The sequence below is a fragment of the Dokdonella sp. genome, from assembly GCF_017744955.1.
Taxonomy (GTDB): Bacteria; Pseudomonadota; Gammaproteobacteria; order Xanthomonadales; family Rhodanobacteraceae; genus Dokdonella_A.
In genome coordinates, this window is record NZ_JAGIAG010000003.1 from 272,989 (window position 1) to 293,644 (window position 20,656).

Consider the following 20,656-nt stretch of genomic DNA (forward strand, 5'->3'; position numbering starts at 1 on the left):
GCGAGACATCCCGCCTCGCGTCGAACCCGAGCGGCTATTCGACCACGGCCGGCATCTTCTCCGCCGTCTCGCAATCGACCGCCAGCTTGCCGTCCTTCAGCGACAGCAGCACCTTGCCGCCGTCGGCGAGCTTGCCGAACAGGAGTTCGTCGGCGAGCAGGCGCTTGACGCTGTCCTGGATCACCCGCGCCATCGGACGCGCGCCCATCTGCGGATCGAAGCCGTTCTCGGCCAGCCAGCGGCGCGCGTCGGCGTCGACGGTCAGCGAGACGTGCTTCTCCTGCAGCTGCATCTCCAGCTCGATCAGGAACTTGTCGACCACGCGCAGGACGTGCTCGAAGTCGAGCGCATTGAACTGCACGATCGCGTCGAGGCGGTTGCGGAACTCCGGCGTGAAGGTGCGCTTGAGCGTTTCCATCGCGTCGGTCTGGTGGTTCTGCTCGACGAAGCCGATCGTGCGCCGCGCCGCGGCCTGCGCACCGACGTTGGTCGTCATCACCACGATCACGTTCTTGAAGTTCGCCTCGCGTCCGTTGGTGTCGGTCAGCGCGCCGCGGTCCATGATCTGCAGCAGCACGTTGTAGACGTCCGGATGCGCCTTCTCGATCTCGTCGAGCAGCAGCACGCAGTGCGGATGCTTGACGATCTGCTCGGTCAGCAGGCCGCCCTGGTCGAAGCCGACGTAGCCCGGCGGTGCGCCGATCAGGCGCGAGACCGAATGGGCTTCCATGTACTCGGACATGTCGAAGCGCACCAGCTCGATGCCGAGCTGCATCGCCAGCTGGCGCGTGACCTCGGTCTTGCCGACGCCGGTCGGTCCGGTCAGCAGGAAATTGCCGATCGGCTTGTTCGGATTGCCCAGGCCCGAGCGTGCCATCTTGATCGCGCTGGTCAGCGCGTCGATCGCCGCGTCCTGGCCGAACACGACCATCTTCAGGTTGCGGTCGAGGTTGCGCAGCACGTCGCGGTCCGACGCGGAGACCTGCTTGGGTGGAATGCGCGCCATGCGCGCGACGATGAACTCGATGTCGGGCACGTCGACGCGGCCGCTGCGGTCCTGTTCGGGCAGCAGGTGCTGACGCGCGCCGGCCTCGTCGATCACGTCGATCGCCTTGTCCGGCAGCAGGCGGTCGGCGATGTGCTTGACCGACAGATCCACCGCGGCCTTCAGCGCGTCGTTGGTGTACTCGACCTTGTGGTGCTCCTCGAAGCGCGTCTTCAGGCCCTTCAGGATCTCGAAGCTGTCGGCGATCGAAGGCTCGACCACGTCGATCTTCTGGAAGCGCCGCGCCAGCGCGCGGTCCTTCTCGAACACGCCGCGGTATTCCTGGAACGTGGTCGAGCCGATGCAGCGCAGCTCGCCCGAGGCGAGCACCGGCTTGATCAGGTTCGACGCGTCCATCGTGCCGCCCGACGCCGAGCCGGCGCCGATGATGGTGTGGATCTCGTCGATGAACAGGATCGCGCCCGGCTCCTTCTTCAGCTGCGTGATGACACCCTTCAGGCGCTTCTCGAAATCGCCGCGGTACTTGGTGCCGGCGACCAGCGCGCCGAGGTCGAGCGCCCAGATCGTCGCGTCCTTGAGCACGTCCGGCACCTGGCCTTCGACGATGCGCTTGGCCAGGCCCTCGGCCAGCGCGGTCTTGCCGACGCCGGCCTCGCCGACGTAGAGCGGATTGTTCTTGCGACGGCGGCACAGCACCTGGATCGTGCGCTCGACTTCCTCGTTGCGCCCGATCAGCGGATCGATCTTGCCCTGGCGGGCCAGCTCGTTGAGGTTGTTGGCGAACTCCGCCAGCGGATTGCCGCGCGGCTCCTCGCCGCCCTCGCCTTCCTTGCCCGGCTCGCCGCCGGCCGGCTGCGCGCCGGACTCGTGGCCGAGCTTGGCGATGCCGTGCGAGATGTAGTTGACGACGTCGAGCCGGGTGACGTCCTGCTGGCCGAGGAAATAGACCGCGTGCGAATCTTTCTCGCCGAAGATCGCCACCAGCACGTTGGCGCCGGTGACTTCCTTCCGCCCGGACGACTGCACATGGTAGACGGCGCGCTGCAGGACGCGCTGGAAGCCCAGCGTCGGCTGCGTGTCGCGCTCGTCGTTCGGCGGCAGCACCGGAACGGTTTCGGTGATGATCGAGCGCAGGTCGCGCGCGAGCTTGGCGGTGTCCGCGTTGCAGGCGCGCAGCACGGCCGTGGCGGATGCGTTGTCGAGCAGCGCCAACAGCAGATGCTCGACGGTCATGAACTCGTGCCGCTGTTCGCGTGCGTCTTTGTAGCACTGGCCGATGGTGGCTTCGAGATCCTTGCTGAACATGCGAGGGGTGCCTCCTAATTCACTGCACGCGATATGCGGGTCGTTCTCGTGCGGTTCAATCCGGCCCCGCCGGAGTCACGCTTTTTCCATCGTGCACAGCAGCGGATGCTGGTGCGTACGCGAGAATTCGTTGACCTGGGTGACCTTGGTTTCGGCGACCTCGCGCGTGAACACGCCGCAGACGCCTTTGCCGCGCGTGTGGACGTGCAGCATCACCTGCGTCGCGCGCTCGCGGTCGAGGTTGAAAAACGTTTCCAGCACCACGACCACGAAGTCCATCGGCGTGAAATCGTCGTTGAGCAGGATCACCTGGTACAGCGGCGGGCGCGCGACCTCCGGCCGCGCCTCCTCGACCGCGAGGCCAGGCAGGTGTTCGGTGTGTCGTTCGGGCTGCTGTGACATACGGATGGGCAATTGCATGCTGTCCTGAGTATAGCGCCGCGCGCCGGAGGCTCGCGTCACAGATGATGCCGAAACCCCGCTCTGCAAGGCCCCGCCCGGGGTGCCTGCTAGACTTGGATGATGATGAACCGCTTAGCGTTGCAGAACCCCGCACTGGACGACGCCGACGTCTGGCGCCCGCACGTGACCGTCGCGACCGTGGTGTCGCGCGACGGGCGTTTCCTGCTGGTGGAGGAAACCGTGCGCGGCCGCGTCGTGCTGAACCAGCCGGCCGGGCACCTCGATCCGGAGGAGACGCTGCAGCAGGCGGCGGTGCGCGAGACGCTGGAGGAAACCGGCTGGACGGTCGAGCTGACCGGCCTGCTCGGCGTGCATCAATGGCGCGCGCCGGACGGCGAGGAATTCCTGCGCTTCACCTTCGCCGCCGAAGCGCTCGAGCACGATCCGGCGCGGCCGCTCGACGACGGCATCCTGCGCGCGCTGTGGATGACGCGCGAGGAGATCCTCGCCGCCGCCGAACGCCTGCGCAGCCCGATGGTGCTGGCCGGCATCGACGACTGGCTCTCCGGGCGCCGCCTGCCGCTCGGCGCGATCACGACTCTGTGAATGCCGCCGACACCATCGTCGGACTGTCCGGCGGCGTCGATTCCTCGGTCGCCGCGCTGCTGCAGCAGCGCTCGGGCGCGGCCATCGCTGGCCTCTTCATGCAGAACTGGGAAGAGGACGAGCGCCACGGCCCGTGCCGCGCCGACGCCGATCGCAAGGACGCCGTCGCGATCTGCGCCAAGCTCGGCATCGCCCTGCACACGCGCAACTTCGCCGCCGAATACTGGGATCAGGTGTTCGCGCGCTTTCTCGACGAGTACCGTCGCGGGCGCACGCCGAACCCGGACGTGCTGTGCAACCGCGAGATCAAGTTCAGCCTGTTCCTCGATCACGCGCACGCGCTCGGCGCGTCGAAGATCGCGACCGGCCACTACGCGCGCGTCGACGAAGTCGACGGCCGCTTCCGCCTGCGCCGCGCGCTCGACGCCGGCAAGGACCAGACCTACTTCCTGCACGCGCTCGGCCAGACCGCGCTGGCGGCGACGCTGTTCCCGCTCGGCGAGCTGCACAAGAGCGAGGTGCGCGCCCTCGCGCGCGAGGCCGGCTTCGCCACACACGACAAGAAGGACTCGACCGGCATCTGCTTCATCGGCGAGCGCGACTTCCGCCAGTTCCTTTCCGGCTACCTGCCGGCGCAGCCCGGCCCGATGCGCACGCCGGACGGCGTCGCCGTCGGCGAGCATCCGGGCGTGTTCTATTTCACGCTCGGCCAGCGCAGCGGCCTGGGCATCGGCGGCCGCCGCGGCAGCGAGGGCGAACCCTGGTACGTGGTCGGCAAGGACGTCGCCGACAACGTGCTCTACGTCGCGCAGGGCAACGCCAACGACTGGCTGCAATCGCACACGCTCGACGCCGCCGAGCTGACCTGGATCGCCGGCGCCGCGCCGGCCGCGGAATTCCGCTGCACGGCGATGACCCGCTACCGGCAAGCCGACCAGGCCTGCCGCGTCGAGGTCGACGGCGAACGCTGCCGCGTGCATTTCGACGACGCGCAGCGCGCGGTCACGCCGGGACAGTCGGTGGTGTTCTACGACGGCGACGTCTGCCTCGGCGGCGGCGTCATCGAGCGCAGCGACGCGCCGTTCGGCGGCCTGCGGCCGGCGCCGCGCCGCAGCGAGGTCGCGCATGCGTGAGTCGCGCGTCATCGCGATGGCCGGCGTGCTGCAGGCGTGCCGGCTGGTGCGCGACGTCGCCACGCAAGGTCGTGCCGACGCCGTCGCCGTGCAGACCAGCCTCGCCAGCGTGTTCCGCTTCGACGCCGACAGCGCGGCCGACGTGTTCGGCGGCCTCAACGGCCTGCGCTCCGGCCTGGAAACGCTGCTCGACCAGTTCGAGAACGACAAGCGCGACCTCACCCTGACCCAGCTCGTGCTCGGCGTGCTGCGCCTGGAGCGCAAGCTGTCGCGCCGCCCGGCGATGCTGCGCGAACTGCGCGGCGGCATCGAGAGCATCCAGCGCCAGGTCGACCATCTCGGCGTCGCGCACACGAGCGTGCAGGCGCGCCTGGCCGAACTGTACGTCGCCACGCTGTCGCAGTTGCGCCCGCGCGTGGTCGTGCACGGCAATCCATTGCAGCTCGCCGACGCGCAGAAGGTCGAGCAGATCCGCGCCCTGCTGCTCGCCGCCGTGCGCGCGGCGGTGCTGTGGCGCCAGGTCGGCGGCAGCCAGCTGCGCCTGCTGATGCGCCGGCGCGAATACGCGATGCTGGCGCGCGGACTGCTCTCGCGCAGCACGCTCGATCGCGGCTGAAGCGACGGCGTCGCCGTTTCGACGACGCCGTCAGCGGATCGGAAGAGCGCGGCCTTCAACCTCGCGCCTCGACGCTCCGGCTCGCCGCGGACGTCGATGCGCGAAGCGGTCGAGTCCGGGCAAGACCTTCGTTGAAATCCCCCTACTCGGGAAACGCGTTGCGCCCGACGATCAGGTTGTCCATCGAGGTCCAGCCGAAGATCGACGGCGACTGGGAGTCTCCCGACTCGATCGTCACGCTGGTGATCGGCACCGCCGAGGTGAAGCCGCGGAAATCCGTTCGGTCCGAAGCGACGAAGGTTTCGCGGCTGCCGTCGCTGAGCGCGACGGTGACGTTCATCGCGATCGGCGCTTCGTCCGCGTCGGTCGCCCAGAAGTTGCCGCCGACCGCGGTCACCTCGCCGCCGGTGAAGGTGACGACGATCTTCGCGCGTGCATCGTAGGTCGTGATCACACCGGGCAGGGTGTAGCTGAGGAACCCGCCGCCGTCGATCGGCAGCAGGTCCGTCGCCAGCGTGTAGGCGAGATCGCCCTGCCGATACCGGTAGCCGATGCCGTAGACGCGCACGGTCACGTGGGTGAACGGATTTTCGAAGTAGCCCGGCTCGACGCGCGTCAGGAACGCGGCGCGGTCGGTATAGATGCCGGGGCGCGGCTCGCCGCCGTCGACCGGCGTTTCGAAGCCGCTGGCGAACAAGGCGTCCGGCGGCGTCACGGTCAGCTCGACCGGCAGCGTGATCGACGGCTGCGCGGGATCGTTGGTGCGCACGCACAGCACGGCGGTATGCACGCCTTCCTCCAGCGCGCTGCCGTCGAAGCCGACCGCCGCCAGCGGCGCGGATTCGCCGTCGCGGAGTTCGCCGCTGGCCGGCATCGCGCGCAGCCAGGCGACGTCGGCCGGTGCCGAACAATCGGTCGGCGCTTCGGTGATCTCGTAGCTCAGGCGGCTGCCGCGCGTACCGACGTTGGCGATCGTCAACGGTTCGATCCGCGAGGCGCCGACCGCGATCGCGACACTCATGGGGGAAGGCGCGACCGCAGCCGACGGCGCGACCGTGCCGACGGTGAACTCCACCGGCACACTGGCGCGACGACGCAGCGGATCATTGCTGCTGATGCACAGGTCCGCCGAATACAGGCCATCGGCGAGACCGCTTGGATCGAGCGTGACCGTCGCCTCGGCCGGCGGCGCGTCGGCGCCCACCGTGCCGCTGGTCGGCGAGACCGACAGCCACGACACCTCGCCGGGCAGCACGCAGGTGCGCCACGGCCGCGCGATCGCCATCGCGCGGGCGCCCTGGCTGGGAGAGCCGAACAAGGGGCCGAGCGGCACCGCGGTGCCGCCGACCCGATCGACGGCGTAGACGTTGGTGGCGAAGGCGGCATCGCCACCCTGGCGGTACTGTTCGTTGGCGACCAGATACAGCGCGCCGGAAGCCGGATCGAAATCCAGATGCATGCCGGCGCCGGCGAAGTCGAGACCGGTCGGCACCGGCAGCTGCATGCCGAGCGATCCGATCGCAGCCGCCGCACCGGTGCTCTTGTCGATCGCGAGCAGCACGCCGGCTTCGGCGTCGACGCCGTACATCAAGCCGTCCGGTGCGATCGCGACCGCGGACACGTTCATCTGCGCCGGCAGGCCGCTGCCCGCGATCGGTCCGACCAGCGCCACCGCGCCGCTGGTGCGGTCGATCGTGTACAGCCGCGACGTGCGGTCGGCGGTGATGTCGGTCAGGTACAGCTTGCCGCTGCCGGCGTCCCAGCGCAGCCCGCGCCAGCCGATGTGACCGGGGTCCGGCGCTGTCTGGCCGATCGGCGTCAGATCGCCCTTCACCGTGTCGACGAAGCCGAAGCTGCCGTCGAAGCCGATCACGTAGAGTTTGCTGAAGTCGTTGTCGACGAAGCTCGCGCCGGAGAGGTTCGCCGGCAGTCCGATGCGCAGCGTGGTCAACGTCTCCGGACGCAGCAGGTCGAGCGACCAGAAGTACTCGCGCGGCACGGTGCCGAACAGGTAGGCCGGGACGCCGGCGTCGCGGTCCGGCGCGACATCCGCGGGGGAGAGCAGCGGAGCGGCGATCGGTGCGAGGCTGCGCCGCGTGCGCGGGAAATGCGCGCGCGAGGACGGCAGTTCGTCCACGCTCCAGTCCAGCGCGATGCGCCCGTCGTTGCGGATCGTGAGCGGCGCGACGACCGGCGTGCCGCTGCCCGAGGGCGCCGCTGCGCCGATCGACGCCGGCGTCACGGCGAGCACCGCCGCGCTGACCTCGACGTCGACGTCGGCCTGCGCACCGAGCACCGTCGCGTTCCAGCGCCAGTCGATCGCCGACGGCGGCAGATGCGGCAAGGGGGTCGCGTAGGAATACTGGTTGACGATCGAACGATCGGCGTCCTGCAGGCCGATCGTCGCCTTGCCGCCGTCGTCCCAGCCGGGGTTGGCGGCGGAGCCGAAGCCCAGGTGGTCGTAGACGAAGGACAGCGAGCCGTCTTCGCGCAGGATCGCCTCGAAGTTCGCCCGCTGCGGCGTGTAGTTCGGCCAGTCCACTTTCGGCTTGTTCCACTGCACGATCAGTTCGCGACTGCCGGGTTCGCCGCGCACGTGCCAGTAGAGACCGTCCTCGACCGGCGGCAGGCCGCCGGAGGTGAAGTCGTCCCAGTACGGAAAAATCGTCGCGCCGCCGATGTCGTAGGACGGCAGCGGCACGTTGTTCCAGTACAGGTTCAGTTGTTCGCAGGCGAGGAACGAGCGGCCGAGGATCAGGCCGCCGTTGTCGCCGACGCACAGCGTGTCCGACGGCACGCCGTGCAGCGCGAACGCGAACGGCAGCGCGATCGCGACCGTGCGGTTGTCGCCCGGCGTCAGCGGCGTGCCGCTCTGGCGGATGTCGACGAACGGCGTGATGGCGGCGTCGTCGGCGGTGTAGCCGAGATCGCCGCCGAAGGCCTTCCAGGTCGCCGAGTGCACGACCTCGCCGGTGCTGCGCGCGACCACGCTGCGGTGATGCACGTAGGTGCCGCCGCCGGCCGCGATCGGCGTCGGCAGGCTGGCGAAGACGACGCCGTCGACGCTGTCCTCCAGGGTGCTGAAGGAGAGCGCGATCGCCGAATGGTTGGTGACGGTGTAGCAGAAGTCGATCGTGTCGCCGATCTCGGCGACCACCGCCGTGTTGGTGCCGCAGGTGGATCCGTCGCCGTTGAGCGTGAGCCCGACCGTCAGGGCGAGTTCCGCGCCGTCCGGCCGAACCGCGCCGGCATTCACGTTCACTGCGGGGCGCGGCGCTTTCGTCGTCGCACCGGCCCGCGCGCCGCTCTGGGCGGCGCCGGCGACGGCGGCGATGCCGAACAGCGCCGCGCCGGCCGCCGCGTAGAACACGGCCGCGGACGCGCGCGCCGACGATCCATTCCGAACTTTCATTGACAACCCCCGATGACCTGATGCCGCGGCCCGCACGCGAGGCGTGCGGACGGCGACGCTTGCTTGAATGTCCGCATCGCCCTGGCTACGGCTGCGCCGGCTCGTCCGACACGCCGAGTTCGATGGTCTTGCCGGCGGCATTGGTGCCGCTCGCGCGAATGATCCAGTTGCCCTCCACGCTGCCGCCCCAGCCCGGCTGGTTGGCCAGGCGCAGGCCGACGTCGCTTTCGCCGAGTCCCGGCACCGCGCCGGGCGGCGCGTCGTAGAGCGCGCCGATCCACGAGCGGCCCTTGAACGGCCCGCGATCGGCGGTCATCGAACGCGTGGCGTTGCGCGCCGTACGCATGTTGCTGATCGCGATCAGCACGTCGCCCGGGCCGTCGACGACGATCGGCGTCGGCAGCTCGATCGTGGTGAAGACCGGCACCGGACCGGGCGCCGGCAGCACGAAGTCGATGTAGGAACCGACCAGGGTCGCGCCGTTGCTCGGGTCGGAGTCGTCGTCCCGGTACACGTGCACGGGAATGCGATCGCCCTCGTCGTTGCCGGCCACCTGCATGTCGATCAGCGTGGTGATCGAGCGGATCGTGATCGGGAAATCGGTCGGCGCCGGCGTGAACCGGTTGAGCCAGACGAACTCGGCGTCGTTGGCGAGAATCTGGTAGTCGATCGCGAGCGTGTCGATGCGGAACTCGCACGCGCCGCTGCGGCACCCGACGCCGATTCCCGGCTCGTTGCCGACCACCAGCGTGAAATGCTGGTCCGGCGCGAGTCCGTTGGCTTCCTTGAACACGATCTGGCCGAAGGTCGGCGCGCCGAGCGTGCGCGTCGGCTTGACCGTGATGCCGAGCGTCTGCGTCACGCCGGCAGCCGCCGAGAACGTCGCCGGACTGATCGTCACCTCGACACCCGGCGGCATCTGCGCCGTCGCCGTCCAGTTGCCGGTGCCTTCGAGCCGGTTACGCACCGTGCGCGTCCAACTGCATTCCGGCGCGCATTTCAGTTCGCGCAGCGAGGCGAGATTGAGCGCCTTCGGATCGAGCGAGCCGCCGGACGGATCGGCGTCGAGGTAGCGCTCGACGCTCTCGTCGAGCGTCAGTCCGGCGCGCGCGGCGAGGCCCGCGTCGATGCGGCCGCTGCCGACCTGGTCGGCGTTCCACGGCGTCGTGCCGTCCTCCTGCGTGCCGCCGCCGACCGCCGTCGTCTGCAGCGCGGACTTGACCTCCGACACCGACCAGTCCGGATGCAGCGCGCGCAGCAAGGCGGCGGCGCCGGCCACGTGCGGGCTCGCCATCGAGGTGCCGCTCATCGCGAAGTAGTTGCCGTCCTGCGCGCGGCCGGCGGCGTAGATGTCCACGCCCGGCGCAGTGACGTCGGGCTTGGTCAGCGCCGAATACGGATCGGGCGTCGGACCGCGGAAGCTGAAATCCGCCAGCACGTCGGCCGGCCGGCCGGCGAGCGCGGAGGACTTGCGGAAATCGCCGGTTGCGCCGGTGGTCGTCGTCGCGCCGTCGAATCCGTCGGCGAACACGCGGCCTTCGACGGCGGTGCCCGGATGAGCGTCGACGAACGCGATCAGCGCGTCGGAGGCGAGCGGGTTGTTGAGCTTGAACAGCGCGACCGCGGCCCCGGGAGCGCTCATGATCGTGGCGTCGTTGCGGTCGTTGGCGATCAGCACGAGCCGCGCACCGGCGGCCGCCGCGTTGTTCGCCTTTTCCGTGAAGCTGCACGCGGTCGTCGCCGGCGGCGTCGCGCCGCGGCGGACCAGCGCGACGGCGCCGCTGAAGTAGCCGGGCGGGAATGCGCCGGTCTCGCTGCAGCCGGCGATGTTGGCCGGATAGGTGCGGATCGGGACGCCGGCCAGCTCCGCCACCGCGGACAGATTCACTTCGCCGGCGGGAATCACACCGAGGTCGTGCAGCTCCGCCGGAGGCGTGCCCGGACCGGTCAGCGTGAAGCGTGCCGGCGCGAGCAGCTGATCGTGCGTGGACGCGGCGACGGTCGTCATCCACGGACCGAGATGGGAAACGAGGCCGACCGGATCCTGGCACGTCGAACGCGTGTTGCCGGCCGAAGCGGCGACGAACACGTCGGCGGCGACCGCGTCGAGGAAGTTGCGGTCGTCGATGTCCTGCCACGGCGAACCGCCGCCGCAGGTCGGGCCGATCGAATAGTTCGCCACGTCGATCTGGTCGACCGCCAGGCTTTCGATCGCGGCGGCGATGGAATCGTCGTAGATGCCGCCGTCTTCGTCGTTGGCGACCTTGTAGGAATACACCGTCGCGCACGGCGCGACGCCGGACATGCGTACGCCCTCGGGCAGGTCCGGCGGCGGCGCCGCGCTGCGGTCGATCGTGTTGCCGGCCGCGGTGCTCGCCGTGTGCACGCCGTGGCCCAGCACGTCGCCTTCGGCGAGAAACGCGGCTTCGGGGTTCGGCCCGTCGCAATGACCGGCGGAACTGGTGTTGCAGTCGAACGCGTGCAGCTTCGGGTTCGACTCGTCGAAGCCGCAGGCGGCATCGTCGGCGAACGAGGGATGCGCACTGTTCGCACCGGTGTCGATCACGCCGACGCGCACGCCCTGCCCGCGCGTCGCCGTCACGCCGGTGCCGCTCCAGATCGCATCGGCGCCGACGAACGTCGGACCGCGGAACGTGCCCGCCGCGAGCCGGCGCACCGGCCGCACCGAGACGACGCCGGGCAGGCGCGCGACGCGCTGCGCCTCGGGCAGGCTCATCGGCGCGGAGAGGCCGTTGCGATAGACGCCGTAGGCGTGGCGCACGTCGAGCGCGCGTCCCAGCGTCTGCTCGATCGCCGCGATGCGCGCCGCGCGTTGCGTGTCGAGATGGCGCGCATAGGCGCGCGCCGAGGCCGAGTTCACATCGAGCTTGCGCGTGCCCGCCGCCGGCGCGGTGGCGGCGAGCCCGGCGGCGCCACCGGCGTAGTGCAGCAGACCCGCTTCCTCGAACGTCACCAGATAGCGTCCGGTGCTACTCGCTTCGATCAACGCGCCAGTTTCGACGCCGGGCTGCGGCGACGCCGACGCGGCCTGCAGCGGCGATGCCGTCGCCAGGGCCAGGCCGATCGAACACGCCAGCAGGCTGAAGCACACGCGATTGTTCATCTGTGCAAATCCCGTCGAAGGCGGCGTTCGCTGCAACGCCGCCGGGTGAATTCGTTGACTCGACCGCGCGAGCGGGGAACCCGGCTCCGCGCAGGCATGCGATTCGTGGCGCACCGTCGTGTTCATTGCTGCGCGTCGAAACCGCTGGCGAAGATGTCGCTCTGCGCACCGGTCACGGTGAAGCCGACCGGCACCGCGATCGGCCGATGGCGATGCTGCGGATCGTTGCTGTCGATGCAGAGCCGGGCGGTGTAGCGGCCCGGCGCCAGCCCATTGGCGTCGAAGTCGACCGCGACCTCGGCCGCGGCGCCGGCCGCGGTGGTGTCGCCCGCGGTCGCCAGCGACAGCCACGGCACCTCGCCCGGTCGCGCGCAGTCGCCGTACGGCACGGCGATCGCGAAGGCCAGCACGTTGGCGATCGCCGAGCTGTACGGCGAGACCCGCGTGGCCGCGCCGCTGCGCGTGTCGATCGTGTAGAGCCCGGGATTGTCGGGGGTGAACATGTTGAAGTCCGGGCTCGACCAGAACCAGAGCGTGCGTGTCGACGGATCGAAGGCCAGCCCGGCGCCCGAACCGGGATAGCGGTCCCTCGGATCGGACAGTCCGTCGTACCAGGGGAAGTCCTCCCCGAGCGGGCCGACGACTTCGTACTCGCCGGTGGCCTTGTCGATAAGAAGCAGGACGTCGGTGTGCAGATCGACGGCGTACATCTGGCCATCCGTGTCGACGGCGATGAAGGCGAACTCGACGTCGTTCTGCGCGTCGCCGACGGCCTCGGCCGTGCCGGCCGCCGCGTCGATCCGGTACAGGCGGCTGCGAAAACCGTCTTCGTCGTCCGGATCCAGCATCCATCCGCTGGCGTAGAGCGTCCGCGTGGTGTCGTCCCAGGCGAGGCCGGCGAACCACGGATAGCGCGGCTGGCCGATGCGCGGCAGCAAGCGTTCGGCGACCGGGCTGTGCACTCCGCTCGCCGGGTCGACGACGGAGAGCGCACCGTACATGTCGAGCAGGTACAGCCGATCGAAGTCGTTGCCGAGGAATGCTCCGCCGACGTAGGACTGCAACGACTGACCGTCGTCGAGGTAGGCGAACGCGGCGGGGCTGAGGATCACCTCGACGCCGTCGCCCTGCGCGGCGAGATCGGTCGACACCAGTTCCGCGCGCAGCCGCGGGCTGCCGACGGTCAGGGCATAGGCCGGCACCGGCAGCATCGCGCCTTCCGGGGCCGCGGCCGGCGCGGTCCGCGCAGCGCCGACTGCCGGAACTTCCTCGAGAGTCCAGCGCAGCGGACGGTCGCCCTCGTTGGCGAAGCGCAGCGGCAGGCGGGCGCTCGCGCCGGCGGGCGCGGCGACTTCGAGCGTCGCCGTTTCCAGCGCGAGCCGCGGCGCGCCGACGTCCAGCTGCAGCGTCGCGGAAACGTCGTAGCTCCGCGGCACGGTCGGCTGCCAGCGGATCGCCTTGCCGTCCGCCAGCGCAGGGTCGCGATAGGAGTACTGCAGCGCCTGGTTCGCGTCGTGCTGCAGGCCCACGGCGGCCCACTGGCCGTAGTCGCCGGCCGGCGACAGGCTGTCGGCGAAGCGCATGTCCTGGTAGAGGAAGGTGATCGCGCCGCTGGCCTCGTCGATCGTCACTTCGAAGGTGATCGTGCCGGGTTCGGTTCCGCTCGCCTGGTAGCGCGCGTAGTCGCGCCACTCGAACACCAGACGACGCTGGCCCGGCTCGCTGCCGATGACGTCGAAGTACGTTCCGCTGGCCGCGGTCGGTCCCGGCACCAGGTCCAGCCACGACGGCAGGATCGCCGGCTCCGCCGTCGGCAGCACCGCCGGCAGCGGCTGCGACGGCTGCGCCGAGGTGCGGCAGAGCACGGGTTTCTGGTGCGCGAGCACGTGCAGATAGCCGTTCTCCATCACGCACACGCGCCGGCTCGACGCGCCGAAGAAGTCGACCGCGAACGGAAGCTCCAGATAGCCGACGTCGCGCTGCGCGGTGGTCGAGGCGGACAGGTCGACGTAGCTGGCGGCGACGTGGTCGTTCCAGGTGTAGCCCGGCCGCGCGTCCTGCGCGGTCCACGTCGCGACGATCTGCGTCTGGTCCTCGACCATGACGGTGCGATTGAGCTGCCAGGTCTCGCCGACGCCGAGGCGGCGCTCGAAGGCTTCCGAAGCCGCCGCCGGCGCCGTGCCGGACAGCGTGTGCACGGCCAGGTCGGCGCCGCTGCGGTTGGTCAGGCGGTAGCAGAGGTTGAGGCGATCGCCCGGCGTGACCGCGATCCGCTCGCTGCCGTCGCAGGCATCCGGCGCGGCCGGGTCGTACGGCGTGGCGGTCAGGTGCAGTTCGAGCTGGCCGGGATCGCGTCCGGGCCGGCCGTGGATGCGGAAGGAATATTCGACGGCGGCCGGCTCCTGCCACTGCCAGGCGTTGACGCAGCGCGCCACCCATTCCCAGTCCGGGCAGATCGGGTCGGACGCGTAGCCGTGCGTGTAGCGGAACAGGCCAGGGCTGCCGTTGGCGAGGTAGGGTTGGGTGGAGGCGTACAGGAACGAGGAATGGCCGAGGCCGGTGTGCGCATCGAAAGGTTCGTACTCGACGAACTGCACCACTACCCAGTAGCGGCCGGGCGGCAAGGCGCATGGCGCATCGAAGTCGACCGCGGTGAGCGGAAAGGCGGTGCCGAAGCCCGCGGCCGGATAGATCGACGGCGCGTTCGTGGCGGAGCAGATCGGCGTCGCGCCGGGCCGCCCGCGCTCGTCCGGCGCGATGCGCACGTTGACGAAGCGGCTCGGCGAACGGAGGCAGTCGGGCCGGTTCTCGTTGCACGCCCATCCGGCGACCAGGTCGATCGAGGTGACCGTCCAGCCGTCGGCGTCGTAGACGGCGAAGTCGTCCGCCACCTCGGTCGAGCGCAGGATGTCCTCGGGGCGCGCATAGGCACCGGCGTCGATGCCCTGGCCGTCGGGATTGGGCGCCTGTTCGAACAGGACCGCGTCCTCTCCCGCCGCGGCGGGCGATGCCGCCGACAGGCACAGCGCGAGGAACAAGACGTGGACGATGCGATGCAGCACGGCGACCTCCCCGGTCATGGAATGGCATGGCCGGTCTTCGCTCGAACCGGCTCGACCGGATCGTGGTCGGGCGCCGGGAAAGCGGCAATCGCAGCCGGTTATCCAGGCATCACACCGCGGTTACACGGCGATTGAATCCCTGTGACAGCGACGCAAGCCCGCGCCGGCACTGCGTTTCCCGCGACCGGCTAGCGCACCGCTCCGGCCGTGCGCGCGGTCGATTCCATCGTCAGGGCGGCCGGGATCGAGCGTTCGCCGGCGAGCTGGCGTGCCTGCTGCAGCGCCGCCTTCCACAGGTCGCGGCGGTCGTAGCGGTGCAGCACGGCGACCTGCATCAGGGCGCTGCCGAAGTCGCGCGCGGCGTAGACGCTGGTGCGGCCGGCCAGGGCACTGGCCTGCTCGAGCCGGCCGCTGCCGAGCAGCCAGTCGGCATAGGAGGCGGCGACGGCGACCAGGCGCGACGGGCCGCCCTCCTCCGTGACCATCTTCAAGGCCTCTTCGTAGTGCTGCTGCGCCTGGGCTTCGTTGCGCCGGTAGGCGGCCCATTCGGCCCGCGCGAGTTCGAGCATGGCGAGCGTCGGCTGCGGATCGGCCAGCTGCAGCGGCGGCTCGATCTGCGCCGGGTCGGCGCGGCCGTCGGCGATCAGCGAACGCTGGCGCAGCAGGACCAGATACGCGCGCCGCTTGGCGGTCGGTTCCTGCGGCCAGCTCGCGAGCGCGCGATCGGCGGCGTCCGCGGCGCTCTTCCATTGCCCGAGGCTCCACGCCAGTTCGGTCTGGAAGTCGTACAGATAACGCAGGTTCTGGCTGCCGAGCCCGTTCGACACCGACTGCGCCTCGGCCGCCAGCTGCAAGGCTTCGCGATGACGCCCGAGACCGAGCAGCACGCGCCCGCGCCGCGTGGTCACCAGCAAGGCCAGCGCCGGATCGCCGACGCGTTCGCGCAGCGCCCACTGGCGGTCGCTGGTGGCGAGCGCGTCCGACCATTGCAGCAGCTCCATCTGCGCATCCAGCAGGACGTGCAGGCTGGTGACCGTGCGCTCGACCACGCCGAACGCATCGAAGGTATCGGCCGCCTTCGACAGATACGGCAGGGCCGCCTCGAAGCGGCCGCGCTCGCCTTCGATCACGCCGAAATACATGTCGACCTGGGCCAGCCCGGGGCGATCGCCGGCCTGCTGCAACTGGATTCGCGCCTGCCCCAGGTCCGCCGCGGCGCCGTCGAGCTGGCGCAGCACGGTGCGCGCGATCGCGCGTCCGGCCAGCGCGTTGCCGAGTTCGTCCGGCGAGCCGGCGTTCTGCAGCACGCGAATCGCGTTGCCGTAGTCGCGTTCCGCCTCGGCGAAGCGCCGGCTGCGATAGTGCAGCTTGGCGCTCACGCTCATGGCGCTGCCGTACAGCGCCGAATGCGCATCGAGCGCGCCGTGGTCGAGCACGGCATCCAGATCCTGGCGTGCCTCCGCCAGGCGGCCGCCGAGCAGGTCGAGGCGCGCGCGCTGGATCTGCGCGCGCGGATCGGCCGCCTGCGCCGGCGGCAGCGCGGTCAGCACGGTGCGCGCCTGATCGAGATTGCCGGCCAGCATCGCCGCATGCGCTTCGCTCAGGCGGCCGAGCAGGGCGTCTTCCTGCGGGCTCGCGCTTTCGCCGTCGGCCGCGGATCTGCCGAAGCCGTCGCGCAGGAACAGGTCGGCGGCACGGCGCGACGCGACGATCACGTCGGCGTCGCTGGCCTGGACGCGCAGCTGCCTGCCGTCGGCGAGCGTGCCGCTGAGCACGACATCCCAGCCCTGCGCCGAACGCGCCGCCCTGCCCTGCACCAGGATGCCGACGCCGAGCCGCGGATCGAGCTGCTCGGGACTCGGTGCACCGGCGTCCGGCTTGACGCCGCGCAACACCGCCATCGCACTGTCGCTCGGCAGCACCGGCAGGCCGGCGCTGCGCAGCCGGTCGCCGACGAGATCCATCGCGCCGAGGCGGACCCAGCCGGCGTCGCGCGGCGCGTCGACGTCGAACGGCAGCACCATCAGCACGTCCTTGGCGCGAAGGTCGGTGCTGACGTCGGCGGTTACTTCGCCGGCGACGTCGTCGGCCGGTCCGTGCCACAGCCGGATTCCGGCGGCGAGCGCGAGCGCGGCGGCGATTCCAATCGGAATCCATCGGCGTGCTCGCGATGCGTGCGCGGGCGGCGACGGCGTGACTTCCTGCGCGAGGTCCGCGTCCTGCGTCGGCGGATCCGGCGTCTGTTCGACCGGCACCGCGGCCGGTTCGTCCGTTTCGGCGTCCTTGCCCTCGTCGACGGCCGGCGTGGAAGCCGACGGCGACGGATCGGCGACGACCTCGACCGGAACCACCCAGCGATAGCCGAAACCCGGCACCGTGCGCACCGTGTGCTGGGCCTGGCCGTCGTCGCCGAGCAGGCGGCGCAGGCGCAGGATCAGCTGGCTCACGTGCGCGTCGGGGATGTCGACGCGCCCCCAGACGGCCGCGACGAGCTCGTCGCGGCCGACGGCGCGTTCGCGGTTCTCGATCAGATAGGCCAGGCAGTCGAACAGCAGCCGCGGCAGGGGTTCCAGAACGTCGTCTCGCCAGAACTCGCGGGCCGGCGGCGACAAGCGAAAACGACCGAAGCGGTACTGCATGAGGACTTCCGAACTTGTGCTGGCGACGAATCGAGTCCCGGCCCCAGACGCAATCCCGTCGCAGCGGGAACGCCGGTAGCGGGAACCTCGAAAGACCTCGCCGCCCCGCACAGGCGGGGATTCCTTTTGAATTTTCTCCCCATCCATCGACGACGCGATGGACGCCCGCTTGCGCGGGAACGACGACGATCGAAGCTTTTCGAGGCGCCCCAGTGCGCGTCGTGCCGTGGTTTGCGCGGCAGGACGGGCGAGTCACGTGCGAAACGCGGCCATGATACGCCATGGTGCAGGCAAGCCCACGACCTCCGGCCGACAGTATCCGGCGGCAGGACGTCCCGTGAACGGCCGTCCCCGGCGATGTCGCAGCGCGGAAACGGTTTGCGCGATAATAGAAGACCCCATCGCCGATTCGCGTTCGCGGATCGCACCCCGCGGAGCCGCCGCGGCCGCGAGCGAATGCCAGCCAAGGAGATTCAGCAATGACAGACACGTTCTCGACCCGGGACGTTTTCGAGGTCAACGGCCAGCGCTACACGTTCTCCAGCCTCGCCAAGCTCGGCCAGCGCTTCGACCTGAAGCGCCTGCCGTATTCGATGAAGATCCTGCTCGAGAACCTGCTGCGCCACGAGGACGGCGTCAACGTGACCGCCAAGGAAATCGAGGCGGTGGCGAACTGGGACGCGAAGAAGGAGCCCGACACCGAGATTTCCTTCATGCCGGCGCGCGTGGTGCTGCAGGACTTCACCGGCGTGCCGTGCGTGGTCGACCTCGCCGCGATGCGCGATGCGGTGGTCAAGCTCGGCGGCGACGCGACGCGCATCAACCCGCTGGCGCCGGCCGAACTGGTCATCGACCACTCGGTGCAGGTGGACGCGTTCGGTTCCGAGTCCGCGCTGGAAACCAACGTCGAGATCGAGTTCGAGCGCAACCAGGAACGCTACGCCTTCCTGCGCTGGGGTCAGAAGGCGTTCAACAACTTCAAGGTGGTGCCGCCGCGCACCGGCATCGTGCACCAGGTCAACCTGGAACACCTCGCGCGCGTCGTGTTCACGGCCGAGAAGGACGGCAGCCAGTGGGCCTACCCGGACACCGTGTTCGGCACCGACTCGCACACCACGATGATCAACGGCCTCGGCGTGCTCGGCTGGGGCGTCGGCGGCATCGAGGCCGAGGCCGCGATGCTCGGCCAGCCCTCCTCGATGCTGATTCCGCAGGTGGTCGGCTTCAAGCTGAGCGGCAAGCTGCCGGAAGGCGTGACCGCGACCGACCTGGTGCTGACCGTGACGCAGATGCTGCGCACGCTCGGCGTGGTCGGCAAGTTCGTCGAGTTCTACGGCGACGGCCTCAAGCACCTGCCGCTGGCCGACCGCGCGACGATCGCCAACATGGCGCCGGAATACGGCGCCACCTGCGGCATCTTCCCGATCGACCAGGAAGCGCTGAACTACCTGCGCCTGTCCGGTCGCGACGAGGCGCAGATCCGCCTGGTCGAGGCCTATGCGAAGGCGCAGGGCCTGTGGCACGACGACAGCACGCCGCACGCCGACTTCTCGGCGACGCTGGAACTGAACCTCGCCGACGTGAAGCCGTCGCTGGCCGGTCCGAAGCGCCCGCAGGACCGCGTGCTGCTCGGCGGCGTGAAGAAGAGCTTCCACGACGCGCTCGGAGGCCTGACGGCGAACCGCAAGCCGCTGCCGACGACGATCGAGCGCTTCGCCAACGAAGGCGGCGCGACCGCGGTCGGCCGCGACGAAAGCGCCTGCGGCGAAGGTCCGCACGTCGAGTTGAACGGCGCCAAGTTCCAGTTGAAGGACGGCGCGGTCGTGATCGCCGCGATCACCTCCTGCACCAATACGTCCAACCCGGCCGTGATGCTGGCCGCCGGCCTCGTCGCGAAGAAGGCGGCCGCGCGCGGCCTGACCTCCAAGCCGTGGGTCAAGCCGTCGCTCGGACCGGGCTCGCTGGTCGTCACCGACTACCTCAAGAAGACCGGCCTGCTCGAGGAACTGGAGAAGGTCGGCTTCTACCTGGTCGGCTACGGCTGCACCACCTGCATCGGCAACTCCGGCCCGCTGCCGGTCGAGATCAGCAAGGGCATCGCCGAGGGCGATCTGGTGGTCGCTTCGGTGCTGTCGGGCAACCGCAACTTCGAAGGCCGCGTGCATCCCGAGGTGAAGATGAACTACCTCGCCTCGCCGCCGCTGGTGGTCGCCTACGCGCTGGCCGGCACGCTCGACATCAACCTCGAAACCGATCCGGTCGGCATCGGCAGCGACGGCCAGCCGGTGTATCTGAAGGACATCTGGCCGAGCAACCAGGAGATCTCCGACACCATCGCCGGCGCGATCAACCCGCAGATGTTCGAGAAGAACTACGCCGACGTGTTCAAGGGCGACAGCCGCTGGAACGCGATCGCCTCGCCGGACGGCGCGCGCTACGTGTGGAGCGACTCGACCTACATCAAGAACCCGCCCTACTTCGACGGCATGAGCGCCAACCCGGGCACCATCGACGACATCCACGGCGCGCGCGTGCTCGGCCTGTTCGGCGACTCGATCACCACCGACCACATCTCGCCGGCGGGCTCGATCAAGAAGGATTCGCCGGCCGGCCGCTTCCTGATCGGCAGGGGCGTGGAACCGAAGGATTTCAACTCCTACGGCTCGCGCCGCGGCAACGACGACGTGATGGTGCGCGGCACCTTCGCCAACATCCGCATCAAGAACCTGATGCTCGACGGCGTCGAGGGCGGCTACACGCTGCACGTGCCGAGCGGCGAGCAGATGGCGATCTACGACGCGGCGATGAAGTACAAGGCGACCAACACGCCACTGGTCGTGCTCGCCGGCAAGGAATACGGCACCGGCTCCTCGCGCGACTGGGCCGCGAAAGGCACCTTGCTGCTCGGCGTGAAGGCGGTCATCGCCGAGAGCTTCGAGCGCATCCACCGCTCGAACCTGGTCGGCATGGGCGTGCTGCCGTGCCAGTTCCTGCACGGCCAGAACGCGAAGGAACTCGGCCTGACCGGCACGGAGACCTTCGACATCACCGGCCTGAAGGACGGCGAGTCGAAGGAAGCCGAGGTCACCGCGACCGCCGCCGACGGCAGCAAGAAGACCTTCACGGTCAAGGTGCTGCTGCTGACGCCGAAGGAGCGCGAGTTCTTCCGCCACGGCGGCATCCTGCAGTACGTGCTGCGGCAGCTGGCCGGAAAGAAGGCGGCATAAGTGCCGTCACCACCGTCGGCAGGAAACGAAACGGCGCGGGAGACCGCGCCGTTTCCGTTTTCGAGCGCTCGCTTCGACGTGCTAGGATCGCTGCGTCTTCCATCGCTCGGCCGCATCGATACGG

At 69.9% G+C, this 20,656-nt stretch carries 10 protein-coding genes; 4 read left to right on the forward strand and 6 right to left on the reverse strand.

Annotated features, from left to right (window positions below; translation table 11 throughout):
- Nucleotides 1-34 precede the first annotated feature (34 nt).
- A complete protein-coding gene (clpA, locus tag J7520_RS09375; RefSeq protein WP_291187178.1) occupies nucleotides 35-2,311 on the reverse strand; it encodes an ATP-dependent Clp protease ATP-binding subunit ClpA in 2,277 nt (758 codons plus the stop codon).
- Between the two features lie 75 nt (nucleotides 2,312-2,386).
- Nucleotides 2,387-2,713 carry an ATP-dependent Clp protease adapter ClpS gene (gene clpS, locus J7520_RS09380; RefSeq protein WP_291187181.1) on the reverse strand — a complete coding sequence of 109 codons (327 nt, stop codon included), beginning with the start codon at nucleotides 2,711-2,713 and terminating at the stop codon, nucleotides 2,387-2,389.
- 123 nt (nucleotides 2,714-2,836) lie between these two features.
- Between clpS and J7520_RS09385 the strand changes: the two genes are divergently transcribed.
- The 3 genes from J7520_RS09385 to hflD are packed head-to-tail and all read left to right on the forward strand — an operon-like array spanning nucleotide 2,837 to nucleotide 5,068.
- Nucleotides 2,837-3,319 carry an NUDIX hydrolase gene (locus tag J7520_RS09385; RefSeq protein WP_291187183.1) on the forward strand — a complete coding sequence of 161 codons (483 nt, stop codon included), beginning with the start codon at nucleotides 2,837-2,839 and terminating at the stop codon, nucleotides 3,317-3,319.
- Complete coding sequence (gene mnmA / locus J7520_RS09390) at nucleotides 3,316-4,452, forward strand: tRNA 2-thiouridine(34) synthase MnmA (RefSeq protein WP_345776907.1); 1,137 nt, start codon at nucleotides 3,316-3,318, stop codon at nucleotides 4,450-4,452. Before J7520_RS09385 ends, mnmA begins: the two co-directional genes overlap by 4 nt.
- On the forward strand, nucleotides 4,445-5,068 hold the full coding sequence (gene hflD, locus J7520_RS09395) for a high frequency lysogenization protein HflD (RefSeq protein WP_291187186.1): 624 nt from the start codon (nucleotides 4,445-4,447) through the stop codon (nucleotides 5,066-5,068). The genes mnmA and hflD overlap by 8 nt, the downstream gene beginning before the upstream one ends.
- 142 nt (nucleotides 5,069-5,210) lie before the next feature.
- Here hflD and J7520_RS09400 read toward each other — a convergent pair whose 3' ends face one another.
- The 4 genes from J7520_RS09400 to J7520_RS09415 all read right to left on the reverse strand — a co-directional run bounded on the left by J7520_RS09400 (nucleotide 5,211) and on the right by J7520_RS09415 (nucleotide 17,305).
- Complete coding sequence (locus J7520_RS09400; protein ID WP_291187189.1) at nucleotides 5,211-8,480, reverse strand: hypothetical protein; 3,270 nt, start codon at nucleotides 8,478-8,480, stop codon at nucleotides 5,211-5,213.
- Nucleotides 8,481-8,565: 85 nt separating this feature from the next.
- Nucleotides 8,566-11,604: a S8 family serine peptidase gene (locus J7520_RS09405; protein WP_291187193.1), complete on the reverse strand. Its 3,039-nt coding sequence runs from the start codon at nucleotides 11,602-11,604 to the stop codon at nucleotides 8,566-8,568.
- A gap of 122 nt (nucleotides 11,605-11,726) precedes the next feature.
- Nucleotides 11,727-14,666: a hypothetical protein gene (locus J7520_RS09410; protein ID WP_291187196.1), complete on the reverse strand. Its 2,940-nt coding sequence runs from the start codon at nucleotides 14,664-14,666 to the stop codon at nucleotides 11,727-11,729.
- 188 nt (nucleotides 14,667-14,854) lie between these two features.
- Nucleotides 14,855-17,305, reverse strand: coding sequence for a winged helix-turn-helix domain-containing protein (locus J7520_RS09415; protein ID WP_291187199.1), 2,451 nt, complete (start codon nucleotides 17,303-17,305; stop codon nucleotides 14,855-14,857).
- Nucleotides 17,306-17,784: 479 nt separating this feature from the next.
- On the opposite strand from J7520_RS09415, the gene acnA reads away from it, so the two are divergent.
- Nucleotides 17,785-20,532, forward strand: coding sequence for an aconitate hydratase AcnA (gene acnA / locus J7520_RS09420; RefSeq protein WP_291187202.1), 2,748 nt, complete (start codon nucleotides 17,785-17,787; stop codon nucleotides 20,530-20,532).
- Nucleotides 20,533-20,656 lie beyond the last annotated feature (124 nt).